Annotated in this window: 17 protein-coding genes and 1 pseudogene; 4 read left to right on the top strand and 14 right to left on the bottom strand. The window is 34.0% G+C overall.

The features are described from left to right. Positions 1-124: 124 nt before the first annotated feature. Positions 125-832: an alpha/beta fold hydrolase gene (locus JFU54_RS25420; protein ID WP_201066850.1), complete on the top strand. Its 708-nt coding sequence runs from the start codon at positions 125-127 to the stop codon at positions 830-832. 143 nt (positions 833-975) lie between these two features. Further along, the gene (locus tag JFU54_RS25415; protein ID WP_201066848.1) at positions 976-1,206 is read left to right on the top strand and encodes a DUF896 domain-containing protein; all 231 of its coding nucleotides are present in this window, start codon (positions 976-978) and stop codon (positions 1,204-1,206) included. 78 nt (positions 1,207-1,284) lie between these two features. On the opposite strand, the gene JFU54_RS25410 is transcribed toward JFU54_RS25415, so the two are convergent. The 6 genes from JFU54_RS25410 to deoC all read right to left on the bottom strand — a co-directional run bounded on the left by JFU54_RS25410 (position 1,285) and on the right by deoC (position 6,048). Then, complete coding sequence (locus tag JFU54_RS25410) at positions 1,285-1,749, bottom strand: CcdC family protein (protein ID WP_201066847.1); 465 nt, start codon at positions 1,747-1,749, stop codon at positions 1,285-1,287. 15 nt (positions 1,750-1,764) lie between these two features. Beyond that, complete coding sequence (locus tag JFU54_RS25405) at positions 1,765-2,160, bottom strand: DUF2871 domain-containing protein (RefSeq protein ID WP_002158323.1); 396 nt, start codon at positions 2,158-2,160, stop codon at positions 1,765-1,767. Between the two features lie 166 nt (positions 2,161-2,326). Continuing rightward, positions 2,327-2,722: a cytidine deaminase gene (locus tag JFU54_RS25400; protein WP_000358532.1), complete on the bottom strand. Its 396-nt coding sequence runs from the start codon at positions 2,720-2,722 to the stop codon at positions 2,327-2,329. A 33-nt stretch (positions 2,723-2,755) separates the two neighbouring features. After that, a complete protein-coding gene (locus JFU54_RS25395) occupies positions 2,756-4,057 on the bottom strand; it encodes a pyrimidine-nucleoside phosphorylase (protein WP_002165965.1) in 1,302 nt (433 codons plus the stop codon). Between the two features lie 36 nt (positions 4,058-4,093). After that, entirely contained in the window at positions 4,094-5,275 is a 1,182-nt protein-coding gene (locus JFU54_RS25390) for a NupC/NupG family nucleoside CNT transporter (protein WP_000876193.1), read from the bottom strand. A gap of 101 nt (positions 5,276-5,376) precedes the next feature. Then, on the bottom strand, positions 5,377-6,048 hold the full coding sequence (gene deoC / locus JFU54_RS25385; RefSeq protein WP_002012110.1) for a deoxyribose-phosphate aldolase: 672 nt from the start codon (positions 6,046-6,048) through the stop codon (positions 5,377-5,379). A 156-nt stretch (positions 6,049-6,204) separates the two neighbouring features. Here deoC and JFU54_RS25380 point away from each other — a divergent pair, with 156 nt between their 5' ends. Then, positions 6,205-6,567 carry a hypothetical protein gene (locus JFU54_RS25380; RefSeq protein ID WP_088039204.1) on the top strand — a complete coding sequence of 121 codons (363 nt, stop codon included), beginning with the start codon at positions 6,205-6,207 and terminating at the stop codon, positions 6,565-6,567. A gap of 48 nt (positions 6,568-6,615) precedes the next feature. On the opposite strand, the gene JFU54_RS25375 is transcribed toward JFU54_RS25380, so the two are convergent. From JFU54_RS25375 to JFU54_RS25350, 6 genes are all read right to left on the bottom strand, one after another. Beyond that, a complete protein-coding gene (locus JFU54_RS25375) occupies positions 6,616-7,563 on the bottom strand; it encodes a DNA-binding transcriptional repressor DeoR (RefSeq protein ID WP_088039203.1) in 948 nt (315 codons plus the stop codon). A 663-nt stretch (positions 7,564-8,226) separates the two neighbouring features. Next, complete coding sequence (locus tag JFU54_RS25370; RefSeq protein WP_002168641.1) at positions 8,227-9,117, bottom strand: Vgb family protein; 891 nt, start codon at positions 9,115-9,117, stop codon at positions 8,227-8,229. 115 nt (positions 9,118-9,232) lie between these two features. Beyond that, positions 9,233-9,628, bottom strand: a complete 396-nt coding sequence (locus tag JFU54_RS25365; protein ID WP_201066845.1) for a DUF3224 domain-containing protein — start codon at positions 9,626-9,628, stop codon at positions 9,233-9,235. Between the two features lie 551 nt (positions 9,629-10,179). After that, a complete protein-coding gene (locus JFU54_RS25360) occupies positions 10,180-10,710 on the bottom strand; it encodes a GNAT family N-acetyltransferase (protein WP_002126830.1) in 531 nt (176 codons plus the stop codon). A 241-nt stretch (positions 10,711-10,951) separates the two neighbouring features. Beyond that, positions 10,952-11,395, bottom strand: a complete 444-nt coding sequence (locus JFU54_RS25355) for a carboxymuconolactone decarboxylase family protein (RefSeq protein WP_000083030.1) — start codon at positions 11,393-11,395, stop codon at positions 10,952-10,954. A gap of 575 nt (positions 11,396-11,970) precedes the next feature. Beyond that, positions 11,971-12,921, bottom strand: a complete 951-nt coding sequence (locus JFU54_RS25350; RefSeq protein WP_002189206.1) for a nucleoside hydrolase — start codon at positions 12,919-12,921, stop codon at positions 11,971-11,973. A gap of 339 nt (positions 12,922-13,260) precedes the next feature. On the opposite strand from JFU54_RS25350, the gene JFU54_RS25345 reads away from it, so the two are divergent. Next, positions 13,261-13,527, top strand: coding sequence for a hypothetical protein (locus JFU54_RS25345; RefSeq protein ID WP_201066843.1), 267 nt, complete (start codon positions 13,261-13,263; stop codon positions 13,525-13,527). Positions 13,528-13,671: 144 nt separating this feature from the next. Here JFU54_RS25345 and JFU54_RS25340 read toward each other — a convergent pair. Then, positions 13,672-13,901: pseudogene (locus JFU54_RS25340) on the bottom strand (GNAT family N-acetyltransferase); the annotation flags it as partial. 223 nt (positions 13,902-14,124) lie between these two features. Continuing rightward, positions 14,125-14,751 (bottom strand): LysE family translocator, encoded by a 627-nt coding sequence (locus JFU54_RS25335; RefSeq protein ID WP_002031156.1) that lies wholly within the window; start codon positions 14,749-14,751, stop codon positions 14,125-14,127. Between the last annotated feature and the right edge of the window lie 118 nt (positions 14,752-14,869).

Genomic DNA, 14,869 nt, shown 5'->3' with positions numbered 1-14,869 from the left:
AAGATATTTATATCATCTATAAATAACCTTCATTATATTTATCAAACCACTTCCTATACACTAAGTATACATCATCAATTTCACAAAAAATAAAGCATATAAACATTAGAGGAGTGTTGATTAAATGAGTACTTACGTTTTAGTACATGGAGCATGGCAAGGCGAATGGGCATGGGAATTAGTAAAACCTCAGCTAGAGGCTTTAGGTCACACTGTTATTACACTAGACTTACCTGGAAGCGGGAAAGATATGACTCCCTCTCAGAATGTAACGTTAGATTCCTATGTTGATGCAGTAACTGATGCTATACATCAACAAAATGAAAATGTTATTCTCGTTGGACATAGTATGGGCGGCATTGTTATTACACAAACAGCTGAATATATACCGAATAAAATCGATAAATTAGTTTATCTTTGCGCATTCTTACCACAAAACGGTGAAAGTCTTGGTAGTAAACTAGCCGGAGAGGCTGGCCCACAATTCTCTGTAAATGAGAATGACATGACTGCAGAACTTATACCTAATCTGATTGAACAAACATTTTTAAATGCTACAGAAGACGAAGCGATTAAAGAAGCTTCTTTCAAACAAATGCGTCCTCAACCGTTAGGACCATTCCAGCAAGAGCTAAAAATTTCTGAAGAAAGCTTCGGAACTATAGATCGCATTTATATTGAAACAACTCTAGATAGAGCGATTCCGATTGATTTTCAGCGCCGAATGAATACAGAAACTCCTTGCACAAAAATAATTACTTTGGAAGCTGATCATTCACCATTCTTTTCTAAAACAACAGAACTTGTGAATCACTTACATGAATTAAGCTAAATCTTATATCTACCTTGTAGACACCCGCTTACTTTAATACGGGTGTCTACTTTTTTACACTTCTTGACATAGTCAAATAAAAAAGTTAAAATAACTATAAATTAGTAAGTAACTAATTTAAATTAAAATTAGAGGTGAACAAAATGAAAAACATTTTATTCCGTATTAACGAATTATCAAAAAAAGAAAGAACATCTGGATTAACTGTTGATGAAAAACAAGAACAACAAATGTTACGTCAAAACTACACAAAAACATTTCGTGGAAGTTTAGATTCCATTTTATTAAACACAAAAATTGTCGATTCAAATGGTTTTAATGTTACACCAGTTGCATTACAAGATGCTCAAATTCGTTTGAAATTAAGCAAATGAAATCAAAGCTAAATAAACAATTGTATATAACATAAAAGAGCTGGACTTTTCATAATGAAATTCCAGCTCTTTTTCTATTTAATATTGTTGTTTTTGCAATGTAACATACGAGCGATACATTGCAATTCTCCACGATACGATCATCGCAAAGGCAAGTAAGAAAAACATCCCACTTAATTGCGTCAAATCAATTGATTGACTTAAATATGATTTTAATGCTACCCGTACAGCTAATAAACCAACTAAAATAAATATGAACGCTTTTGACGGTTTCATATATATATGTTCGCCTCTTATTTCAAACTTAGTTGTTTTAATAAGAAATATAGAGAAAATAAGTCCTACGCTAATTGCTTCTACTATCTCTAATGATGTTAACCGAAACTCTGGTAAGAAGTACATCATTGCACCGGTACTCATAAAAATTGGCGGTAATATAATTTTCTTTTTCGTTATCGGTTTTTTCGCTGACTTAAAGCGAAGAAACATTACCCCAACGGCCATACAAACTGCTACGATACTTGATAAAAGTGCTAAACTCATACTCTCCACCCCTATCTATTTAAAAGACTTTTTGAGCAAAATCATAAACCAAACAAGCCCGACACTTATAATGACATGAGCTAATCCAGCCATATGGCTTAAACCGTTAAAGTCTGTTCCGTTTACTTGTAAAATACCTCTAAATACCATTGTAGCGATTGTAAAAATTAATCCTATGTTATACACAACAAACCATGCGCGAAAACTTTTTGTTTCACGGACATTAAATACTTTAAATAGAGCTAAAGCGACCAAAAAGAATACAAAGCCGAGCACTAATACGTGTGTATGCACTAATTGCAACATAGTGGATCCTTTAATGCCTTGCGCTTTCGTATACTCTCTTGCAAATACACCTGACAATAAACCAATAATTAAGTAAATGAATGCTGCATTATATAATTTCTTCATCATATTCCTCCTGCTGTAGAACGACAATTTATATCGTCACTTTCCATATTCACTGCAATCATTTTACGCAAAGTTTATGAACGGAATATGAACAGAAGATTACATTGCAATTTTTATACATAAAAAAGCCCTTCCACAACTATGAGTTATGGAAGGGCTTTTCACCTTATTTTAAATCTTCAATTGAGAAGGCGCCAGGCAGTAACTGTTCCACAGTCACTTCTTTTTCATCGCCTTTTACATTCGTTAGTAAAACTGGCATTTTCGGATCACAAAATTCAGCAATCACTTGTCTACAAGCACCACATGGTGAAATAGGTCCGTCCGTTTCGCCTGTAATGACTAAGTAACTAAAGTCGCGCTCACCTTCTGATACCGCTTTAAATATTGCCGTTCTTTCTGCACAGTTACATAAACCGTAAGAAGCATTCTCTATATTACAACCAGTATAGATTTTACCTTCTTTCGTAACTAACGCTGCACCAACAGGAAATTTTGAATACGGAATATACGCTTTCGATAACATCTTATTTGCTTCTTCGATATATTTTTTCTTATCCATATTATTTCCTCCTCAAAGTAAATGTAATTATGATTAGTCAGTAATAACTGTATGAACTAATTTAGGAGCCACTGCTGTTTCAGCGATAGAAATGTTCTCATAGATTTTTGCTTTTACATCTTCTACATTTTCGCGATTTGCATAGATCGTTACGAACGGCTCGCCTTCTTTTACTGCATCGCCAACTTTTTTACGTAACATTAATCCTACCGCTAAATCGATTTCATCTTCTTTTGTCGCACGACCTGCACCTAATAACATAGCTGCGATACCGATTTCATCTGCAACAATGTTTGAAATCACACCTGAAGTTTTTGCAGGTACATCAATTACATACTTCGCTTGTGGCATTTTTTCTGGATTGTCTACAATCGAGCTGTCTCCGCCTTGGTTGCTTAAGAACTCTTTAAATTTCTCAGTTGCTTTTCCATTTTTCATCACTTCAATTAGCATTTCACGAGCTTCTTCTAATGTATTTGCTTTTTTCGCAAGTACAACCATTTGGCTACCTAATACAAGTACTAATTCTGTTAAATCTTCTGGACCTTCGCCTTTTAAAGTATCAATTGCTTCCTTCACTTCTAGAGCGTTACCAATCGCAAAACCAAGAGGTTGTGACATATCTGAAATTACTGCCATCGTTTGACGTCCAACATTATTTCCGATACGTACCATTGCATGAGCTAATTCTTTTGCATCTTCTTCGGTTTTCATAAATGCACCAGCACCTGTTTTTACATCAAGTACGATCGCGTCAGCACCAGCTGCAATTTTTTTACTCATAATTGAACTTGCGATTAGAGGAATCGAGTTTACTGTTCCTGTTACATCACGAAGTGCATAGATTTTTTTATCAGCAGGTGTTAAGTTTCCTGTTTGTCCGATAACAGCCACTTTATCACGGTTTACAATATCAATGAATTGCTCTTTCGTAATCTCAACGTGGAACCCTTCCACTGCTTCTAATTTATCAATTGTTCCGCCCGTATGTCCTAAACCACGACCTGACATTTTTGCTACTGGTACATCTAAAGCAGCGACTAATGGTCCTAATACTAATGTTGTTGTATCACCAACACCGCCAGTTGAATGCTTATCTACTTTAATGCCTTCAATTGCTGATAAGTCGATTGTTTCCCCAGACTCAACCATTGCCATCGTTAAATCTGCACGTTCACGATCCGTCATATCTTTAAAGAAAATTGCCATTGCAAGTGCACTCGCTTGATAGTCAGGAATACTTCCGTCTGTATAACCGTTAATAAAGAAATTAATTTCTTCAGTTGTTAATTCTTTTCCATCACGTTTTTTCGCAATAATATCTACCATTCTCATTACAATCACCATTCCTTTTTATATTATATGAATCTGTTAAAATAATAAGCCAACGATTGTTGCTGATAAGAAACTTACTAATGTTGCACCGAAAAGTAATTTCAAACCAAATCTTGCGACTACATTTCCTTGTTTTTCATTTAAGCTCTTAACTGCCCCAGCAATAATTCCAATTGAAGAGAAGTTTGCAAATGAAACTAAGAATACAGATATAATCGCTGTCGTTCTATCTGAGAAATTAAAGTTTCCTTTTGCTAAATCTGTCATCGCAACAAATTCATTTGATACAAGTTTTGTCGCCATAATATTCCCTGCGTTAACTGCTTCATGCCATGGAACACCCATAATAAATGCAAATGGTGCAAATACATAACCAAGAATTTCTTGGAATGAGATACCGATTACACCTTTAAATACTGCATTAATGAATGCGATAAGGGCAACAAAACCGATTAACATAGCTGCTACTGTAATCGCAACTTTAAATCCATCTATAATGTATTCCCCTAATACTTCAAAGAATGTCTTTTTCTCTTCTTCTTGTACTTCTAACATATCCTCTTCTTCAGTAACTTCGTACGGGTTAATGATAGAAGCAATGATGAAACCACCGAATAAGTTAAGCACTAAAGCGGTTACAACATATTGCGGTTTTAATAACACCATATATGATCCAACGATAGACATAGATACTGTAGACATTGCAGATGCACATAATGTATACATTCTTTTCTCTGGCAATAATCCTAGTTGTTTCTTAACTGAAATAAACACTTCAGATTGTCCTAAAATCGCAGAAGCTACCGCGTTATATGATTCGAGTTTCCCCATCCCATTTACTTTACTTAATACTAGACCGATAGATTTCACAATAATAGGTAATACTTTAATGTGTTGCAAAATACCTATTAAAGCTGATATAAATACGATTGGCATTAATACACTTAAAAAGAATGAAAACTCTTTTTGATTTACTAATCCACCAAATACGAAATTCACACCATCAGCGGCATATTTTAATAATTCTCCAAAACCATCTGCTATTCCGCTAATTAATATATTCCCTACGCTTGTATTTAATAATAAAAACCCCAAAATGAATTGTAATATAACCATCGTTATGATTGGGCGATATTTGACTTTCTTTCTATCATTACTAGCAAGCCAAGCGATACCTAAAATCAATACGAGGCCTAAAACACCGATTAAGTATTTCATAAGCCGTCTCCTCCCATTCGTATCCGCTTACATTCTTTTCAATTGTTAGAGCAATAGATACACTATACGTTGTGTATCTGTTGCTCTTCACTCTTTATTGATTAGTAGTTATCTGTAGCACCTTTTGCATCATTTAATACGATTGCAACACTAGCACTTGCTCCAACGCGAGAAGCTCCAGCCTCTACCATTTTGTCTGCATCTTCACGTGTACGAACGCCGCCAGATGCTTTCACGCCAACGTTTGGTCCAACTGTTTTACGCATTAACGCGATATCTTCAGCAGTTGCTCCGCCAGTTGAGAATCCAGTTGAAGTTTTTACGAAATCAGCGCCAGCTTTTACTGATAATTCACAAGCACGAACTTTTTCTTCATCTGTTAGCAGACAAGTTTCAATGATTACTTTTACAAGAGCTTTTCCTTTTGCTGCTTGTACTACTTCATAAATGTCTTTTTCAACGAATTCGTTGTCGCCATCTTTTAGAGCACCTACGTTGATTACCATATCAACTTCAGTTGCACCTTTTGCGATAGCATCTTTTGTTTCGAATGCTTTTGTTTCAGTAGTGCTTGCTCCTAATGGGAAACCGATTACAGTACAAACGTCTACATCATGTCCAGCTAATTCTTCAGCAGCTAGCTTTACCCATGTAGGATTAATACAAACTGAAGCAAATTTGTATTGCTTTGCCTCTTCGATTACTTTCATAACATCTTCTTTTGTAGAATTTGGTTTTAAAATTGTATGATCAATTAACTTTGCAATGTTCATTATCTTCACTCCTCATATCTTTTAACAACTTCATTCTAACTCTTAGTTGAACAAATGTAAATACACTTTTGAACTTTTGTTCATTCTTTTTTAGAAGGGAATTTCTAGTAATACATTGAAAGTAGTATAAGCTTGTAAATAAAGGATGTGAACCACTTGTTTAAGTCAAAATTCTTTATATTCACATTGCTAGTATGCACCTCACTATCCATATTTATTTTTTATAAAAGGGATGTTATTTTCCAAGAAGGAAACCCAGTTCCATTTGCTTTAGCTATATCTAAGATGGTTATTCAAGATAAAGAAATGGTGGAAGTAGAACCGATAGATAATCAATACCCCTACTTAGTAAAGCGCGGAAAAATGGAACCTTTTATCGATATGATGGAGCAAGATGGATGGAGTTTTGTAGATAGAGATATTATGGCTAACTCACTAATTTTTGAAAAAGGAGATCAATCAAAGAGCGTTCCTTACAAATACTTTACAAGGTACTACACATTGATTTATTCATACTAAAAATAAAAGGCTTTCTCAAAATTAATATTTTGAGAAAGCCTTTTATTTCTAACCTTTTTGATAATGTAACAATTCTTTCGCTGTATGCTGATCTATAATTAGTACATTTGCATAGCCGCCACGTAACGCACCGTCAATTGCTTTTATTTTTCTATTACCACCTGCAACTAAAATAGAACGTTTCTTTAATTTAAGTTCCTCTAACTCAATTCCAATTGTACGCTTATTAATTTCTTCGCTACTAATATTTCCGTCTCCATCAAAGAAACGTGAACAAATGTCACCGACAGCTTGTTCTTTCAAAATGTTCGTTTCATCCTTATCTAAATATCCTAATCGGAATAATAACGCTTCATCACGCACTGTTCCAACAGTGAAAATTGCAATATTCGCTTGTTTTCCCATTTCAATAATGTGATGAATATGTCGATCCTGCTCCACTAATTCTTTTGTCACCGCATTATCAAATATAACTGGAAGAGGTAGATTTCTTGGCGTCGTTTGAAAAGCATCTGCAAATAACGCGATCGTTTCATTCGCATATGTATTTACACTTGAGTGACTAATGCCACCTTTTAACTGAACAACCTCTACACCTTTCACATGTTGCGGTACGATTTTTCTAGCGATTTCATACATCGTCATTCCCCAGCTTACACCAACGATATCACCAGTTTTCACTGTCTTTTCCATATACTCAGCTGCATACTTACTAATATACTCCGTAATCGTTGCATATTCTGGTACTGGAGAAAATATAACATGCGCCTCTAACAAGTTGTACTTTTCTTTAAGTAAGTTCCCAACGTTATCTAAGTCAGCAAATGGATCAGCTATACTAATTTGAACAAATCCTTTTTCTTTCGCATACTTCAATAATCTAGAAATCGTCGGTCTTGAAATATTTAATTTATTAGCAATTTCTTGCTGACTATAATCTGATTGATAATATAATCTTGCAACTTCAACGCTTAATTGTTGTTTATCCTTATCCATAGTAACTCATTACATATCCTTTCCTGTATTTCCTTTTCGTTACAAGCATTATACAGCTTTATGCAAAAAAATTCGACTCCCTTATTTATCAACCTAAACTTCTACTCCACTTAGGATTTACAATGAAACTTTTATTTTTTAGCTTCATACACTCGATACAAATGATCTTGAATCAGATAAAGTGAAACTTTAATCAGTGGGGGTTTTGTTCATCCCCCACTGATTATTAGCCCTCACCAATCGGGCTTTTACGGGCTTTTACGGGCAGTCCGACTCCCACCTAACTCCCTCGTATTCGCCGAATTTTGAGGTGGGAGTCTTACTGCCCGCAAATAGCGGGATAAATCGATTCATATTTAATTCATTCTTTTTGTTCTTTCTGTAGTAACAATAACAAACATTAAATATCGTTTATGGAACTTCCTTAACGTACGGTAAAGCCAAGTTTTTAATATAGAAATTCCTTAGCGTGCGAAATTCACGTTTTGATGGCGAGACCCCATCGCCATCAAGCTAAAATTTTATAGTACCCCCAGAACGAAATTTTGTGCTACTTGTAACAAAAAAGCACATTTTTTCGTTTTGGGGAGCAACCAAATTCTTAACTTGATGGTGATGGGATATTTACTTTTCTGAGCTTGATAGCGATGGACGATATCCCTATTACGTAATGATTGTTAGACGTCCAATTTGATTACACTCTTCAGCGAACCAAAGATCGCCATCCGGACAAAACGTGATACCATGTGGCTCTGCATTATTTGTAGGTATCGTATATTCCGTAATAACTCCTTCAACTGTAATACGGCTGATTTGGTTACCTCCCCATTCTGTGAACCAAAGATCTCTGTTCTTCCCAGGTATTATGGCATGAGGACGAGCGTTCGGCGTCGGTATAACAAATTCTTTGATCTCACCTTCGAACGTAATTCTACCAATTTTATTGCCTATGATTTGCACAAACCATATTGCTCCATCTGGGCCGCTCGCAATTCCAACTGGCCCGGAGTTGGGTGTTGGGATTGGATATTCTTTGACCTCACCTTTAGTGGTTATTCTCCCAATCCTATTGTTCTGATTCTGTGTAAACCATAATGCACCGTCTGATCCCAGAGTAATAAAAGAGGGAAATGATTTGGAGTTAGGCAATTCAAACTCGGTGATTTCCCCTGACTTTGTTATTCTTCCGATCCTACCATTATTCATTTCTGTAAACCATATTGCTCCATCTGGGCCTTCCGTTATGCCAAAAGGTGCAGCGTTCGTTGTAGGGAGTACATATTCTTCAAAAAGACCGTTCATCGACATTTTACCGATCTTGCTTGAGTTATATTCCGTAAACCATAAGTCACCGGTCTGGTCCGAGATAATTGACATAGCTCCTGCATTTGCTGTCGGAATGGGAAAAGAATTTATTTCACCAGTAGCATTTATTCTACCAATTTGATTCCCTTTCTGTTCCGTAAACCACAATGCTCCGTCTTTTCCTACGGTTATTCCATATGGTCCTGAATCTATTTCATTGACCACATATTCTTGTATCGTGATCCTCATATCATTTCCTCCCATTGAAAATTTTGAGTCTTGTTTTTCGGTATAATTTAGTTTAAAAAAGGACATTCCTGGTATTACAGTGGATGCCCTTTTGGCTAAATTATAAGATATTTTGTTAGAATTCAAAGTCTAGAATCATTTTACTGGTTTGACCTGTAAACTTATAATTATAGGACCCTTTCAGGCTTTCTAATTCACCAGTAGCTTTGATGATTGTTGCAGGGGAATCTAGATTTCCTTTATCAAATATCCCTTGCTCCATAGCTATAAATGTCCCTCGTTTTCCCTTATAAATTCCTTCAAAATGTAAAAATCCGGAAATTTTAGCAGTAGCCAAGTGACCATCATCTATAGTTGATTCTAAATAATATAATAAATATTCAACAAAAGCTTTTCCTTTTAATTCACCGTCAATATCATATTCGACATGGGCAATATTAATAGGGAAATCTTTTCTAGTTTCATTGACTGGCTTTTCATCCCATTTACTTACTGTAAATGTTACTTCCATACGCGTAAACCTCCCTTCATCATTAGATGAGTAATCTACCTCCAGTATATCACCTAAAAAGTACCATCAATAATTATATCTCATAGGAGTGTTTCTAAAGTAACGGATGCCGCTGGTAAGAACCTGTTAAGAGCAAAAGACGACTTATTTTTTGTTCTTCTTATATGACATTGAAAGTAAATTTTTATTTAACAGTTTACTTTCATTTTTATTAAAAAAGAACACGTAGAAATTACTACATGTTCTTTATGAGACGGTTCATTTTTAAATATTACGTATCTTCTAGACTTTTCTTATTATATAGTTGTGTCCTTCTATTTCTTTTCCCTCATTTCAACAGCAAAGTTCATGATCTCTTCCTCTGTTAATTTTTCTTCAGTGGTTAAGATCGGACGGATTACTCTATACGTTTCTTAATTATTTCAATTGTACTAGAAATTGTGAATTAAAAAAGAGAGCCGTAGCCCTCACTTTCAATTAATAGCAATTAAGGATGCTTCGAGGGTATTTAATAGCCTACATTTTAAGGAATGTAGGCTAAGTAATATAAGTTAATCTGTTATTAATTTTGAATAAATACTTAGATCAATAAACTTTTCATTAGATTTTTCACACTTTCTCATTGTCCCTTCGAATGTAAAGTTTAACTTTTGTAAGACTTTTATTGAATTGATGTTTTCAGATTCAACTTTTGCTTCTATTCTATTGAATTCTAAAGTACTAAACGCATAATCCATTAAAGAGAGAATGGCTTCTGGCGCATACCCCTTACCCCAAAAAGCTTTACTAATATCGTAACCAATTTCTGCTTTGGCGTTTTTGAAATCAAATGAATTATAACCACAAGAACCGATAATTTCATTTGATTCTAATTCAATTATTGAATAACGAATAGCTCTGTTTTCCCGAGATAACTTATCAAGCATTTCAATCATATCTACCGCTTGGCTTTCATCAGTAAAACTATTGATATTCATAAATTTTGTAACTTCTGGATCCGCCCAAATTGTAAACATGCTAGCTGAGTCTGATACTTTCATTTTTCTTAAAACTAATCTTTCGGTTTGTAGTTCTGTAATCAATATTTTTACCTCCATTATGTTTTTATTTTGGGGTCAAGATATTGATATCTGCGCATAGTTCAGTCCCTTCGTGTTTCAAGATAATATTATTATAAAAGCTATAAAGGATGAACCAATAAATTTCAAAAATTTGGTTATGTCACAGTTTATGCTAACTGCGTAATAAAGAAAAATGAAACAATTGTATTGTGATTTTTTAACATCTTTAATTTTATTCTTATTTACCGTTCGTTGAGAGCAATTATTTTTTAGTTGCTGTATTTCCCATTGCAATAGAAATTCTATTCCAACTGTTGATTTGATTAATTACCAGAACAAGGTCAACATATTGTTTCTCGTCATAGTGTTCACGTACTCGCTTATATAGGTCTTCAGGAACTCTTTTAGTGGGAATTAGAGTAATATGCTCAGATAGTTCAAGAGCAACTTTCTCTTCAGGTGTATAAAAATCACATTCATTCCAAGCATTCAAGCAATAAATTCGTTGTTCGGTTTCACCTATCTTACGGGCATCTGATGTATGCATATCCATGCAGAAAGCACAACCGTTAATTTGAGAGACTCTAATCTTTATAAGTTCTCTAGTAATTCGATTAATTGTAGATTTCTTAGTGTACTTCTCCATATCCATCATAATTTTCATGCCATCAGGTGCAACATCATAGTAGGAAATTCTTTGACTCATAAGGCAAGACCTCCTTTGATTTTAAGATACTTATAATTATACCTTCATACGAACATTCGTGCTATTTTTTTGTTTGTAAAGCATTCGAAATCAAAGAGAATTTCAGTTATAGACAGTGTAATTAGTTGTTTCATGGTACGTAAATATCGCAAATGAGTAACCGTATTTTCCAAACAACTACATAATTTTGATCAAACTTTATTCGAAAGCTACAGTGTTTTTATCTTCCTATAGTTATTTATGGGGATTTAGTTAATTTTTTCGTTTTGGAGAACAACTAATTTCTTAGCTTGATAAGCTATGTGACGAGACCCCCTGCCCGTCAAGCTAAAGTTTTAATGTACCCCCAAAATAAAAATTTTCTTTCACTACAGTTAATTACTTTGAGAAGTCAGCGGATTTTTTCATTTTAGGGGGATTTTGTTTTGTTAGCTTGATAGTGATGGGATACAGCCAACATTTTGGAAGTTTTATATGCTAAGCGAATTTTAACCTAAAAAAGTCGAATTCCTGTACGTTAAGTGAAGTGGCATTTCATTCACATAATCCCTATTATCTGAAGTTAATAAAGTCTGTTACACTCTCTTCTTTAAAAACGTTTCCATAATATCCTTCTTGAATCTTTTATAATCAAGCTGAAAAGCTACATTATGCGTTTTATAGCCTGGATTAGTAGCAAAACGAAAGTCTGCAATACTTTGACCAAATCCTTCTCCTTGATCAGGAATTACTTTAATGGGTACTCTTGAAAGGCCAACAGCCTCTTGATTCAGCAAATACCACACTGTTACAAAATCATGCATAGGGCTTCCACTTATACCAGGATTAGACTTAGAGTAGAATTTATAATAATAGTCTAACATAGGTTTGATGATGAGTCCTGCAAGATCCTGTGTATTCCGATGAAATGCATCGATTTGCTGGACCATTTCGGGTGTAACAATCGCATGTTGAGTCACATTTAAAGGAATAATTGTCAAGTTCTTTGCATGCTGCAGAATTAAGTTTGCTGCATAAGGGTCTGAGTAAAAGTTAGCTTCAGCCACAGCAGTTACGTTACCTGGATAGAAAAAAGCTCCCCCCATGCAAATACATTCTCTTACGTTTCGCATTGTTTCTAAATTCAACACAAAAGTCGTAGCTAGCGAAGAAAGTCTTCCTAAATTGATAATTGTAAGATCTTCTAAATTTGATTCTATAATTTGATAAATATCATTTAAAGGATACACTGGATATGAAATTTCAGGGGGAATGATAGGTCCTAATCCGACTTTTCCATGTACCTCAGGGAAATACTGAATCAATATACCTGTCAGCGGTACAGAAGCACCAAGGAATACAGGTATCTCTTCTTTTCCCGCAATGTACTTCAAATAGTTAATATTTCTTATTACATTTTCTCTGGATACATTTCCATAATCGGCTACAATTCCTACAAGTTGAATGTCTTTACGAAAAAAGGTGTACAGTATAGCAAACGCATCATCAATCCCCAAATCTGTAAACAGGAGAACCTTTTTTTTCATATCTCTTCCTCCAAAATCTATAGAATCCTACTTTCACTAATGATGTAGTGATCAGGCTAAGCTTGTATGTATATATTGTATGTATTCTTAAAGAGTGGATTCTATTCACTTGAAATAGCTTTGCTCATCTAAATTTGATATTATGTTCAAGCGTAAGTTTCTGTTCTTAAGTTCATAGGCATGTTGTGCTATCCCATGCCCATCAACTTAAGAATTTTTTAACACCCCAAAACGAAAAAATAAGTTAAATTCTCATAGATAACTATCTTATAATTAATTATATAATTTATTTTTCAATATAATAATATAAAGATATTACACTTAAAGAGGGGATTCAAATTGGTTAAAAACTTACCTTTACTAATAGTTATTTTAATACTAGATGTAAGTTCTTCTACATTAAGTACGAACGGATACTTTTCTCCAGCTATAGAATGGTCTTTAATGCTTATAAGTATTATTTTAAACATTACTGCAGTTATAGGCTTATCACTACACGTCTTTGTATATCAACCTATGAAAAGATTTGAAAAAATTAAAATGAGACCTTCAAATAAAATAATTATATTTGAGGTAACACCACATCGCCATCGAGTGTTGGTTTAGAAAAAAGTTTGATTATAAATTACTCGAAACCCTTGATTTTACTGTATATAAAAAGCTGTCGTTTTGAATAAAGATTGATCAAAATGACAGCTTTCTTTTATTTTTAATAACTGTTTTTTATAAAAAAGATTGATTATGATTATTTTAAATCTTTAGCTTTAAACCTTCGTGCGTTGCTTTAAAACCTAACCGTTCATAAAACCTTAACGCATCTGGTCTTTTTTATCAGTTGTCAGTTGTACCAAATGACAACCACGTTCTTCTGCACGTTGAATTGCCCATTTTATAAGTTCAGTACCTACACCCTTTCCTCTTACAGAAGCAGATGTTCTCACTCCTTCGATAGTAGCTCTCCATCCACCTTGATGTGTTATATTTTATGATATTCAATAAATTTAACTTATAAAAATATTTTTATTCTTATTCAACTATCCTGCCCCGTTAGTTTAAGTACATTTCTTCACAATTTTTACAGTGATAGTAACATAAATACCCAACAAAAAATCATCTCACCTCTAGAAATCTATAATGATAGTTTTAGAATAAGTGAATAAGAGAAATAACCACCATTGATTATTTCTCTTTTCATATACATATTTATTTTTGGAAAAATAACCTAACTCCAAATACTAACAATACTGCGCCAGTAATACCTTCTATTGTACGGTTCACTTTTTCTTTTCTTAAAAAAGTTCTTAATTGACGTATTAGTGAGATATAAAGTAAATACCATATTGCTGTCAAAGTCGTAAATGTGAGTCCTAACAAAAGAAATTGGAAGAGATGACTTTGATTGTTCACAATAAATTGGGGTAGAAAACTAAGGAAAAATACAGCAGTTTTTGGATTTAAGATTGCCGTGGTAAATCCTTGTCTAAAACTTTTAATCGTTCCAATATCCTTAGAGTTCATTCCCACTGAACCTGACATATCTTCTTTTTTAGAAAAGGCACTTTTAATTGACTTTACAGCTAAGTAAATTAAATAAAAAGCCCCAGCATATTTTATTAATGTAAATAGCATAGCAAATTTCATTAGGATAGCAGAAAGTCCTAGTGTAGCCATTATTGTATGAATCATCATTCCAGATACCGTTCCTAAGACGGTCTTTATCCCACCATTTTTACCATGCGAGATAGTGTTTTTTGTAACTAAGGCAAAACCGGGACCAGGCATTATTATGATTAGGATTGCTGTAAGGATAAATAACAAATAATTTTCCATGTTCTAGTATTTCCTTTCCAATTTTTAGTTTTGCCTATAGTATAGCTTTTTTACTTAAAATATTAAATATAAAAAGCGTGATCAGGAGTTTATCGAGGTTATTAGTATCAATTTGACC

It is taken from the genome of Bacillus sp. TH19 (assembly GCF_016651075.1).
In the GTDB taxonomy this organism is placed as follows: Bacteria; Bacillota; Bacilli; order Bacillales; family Bacillaceae_G; genus Bacillus_A; species Bacillus_A mycoides.
This window is presented reverse-complemented; position numbering and strand designations above follow the sequence as displayed.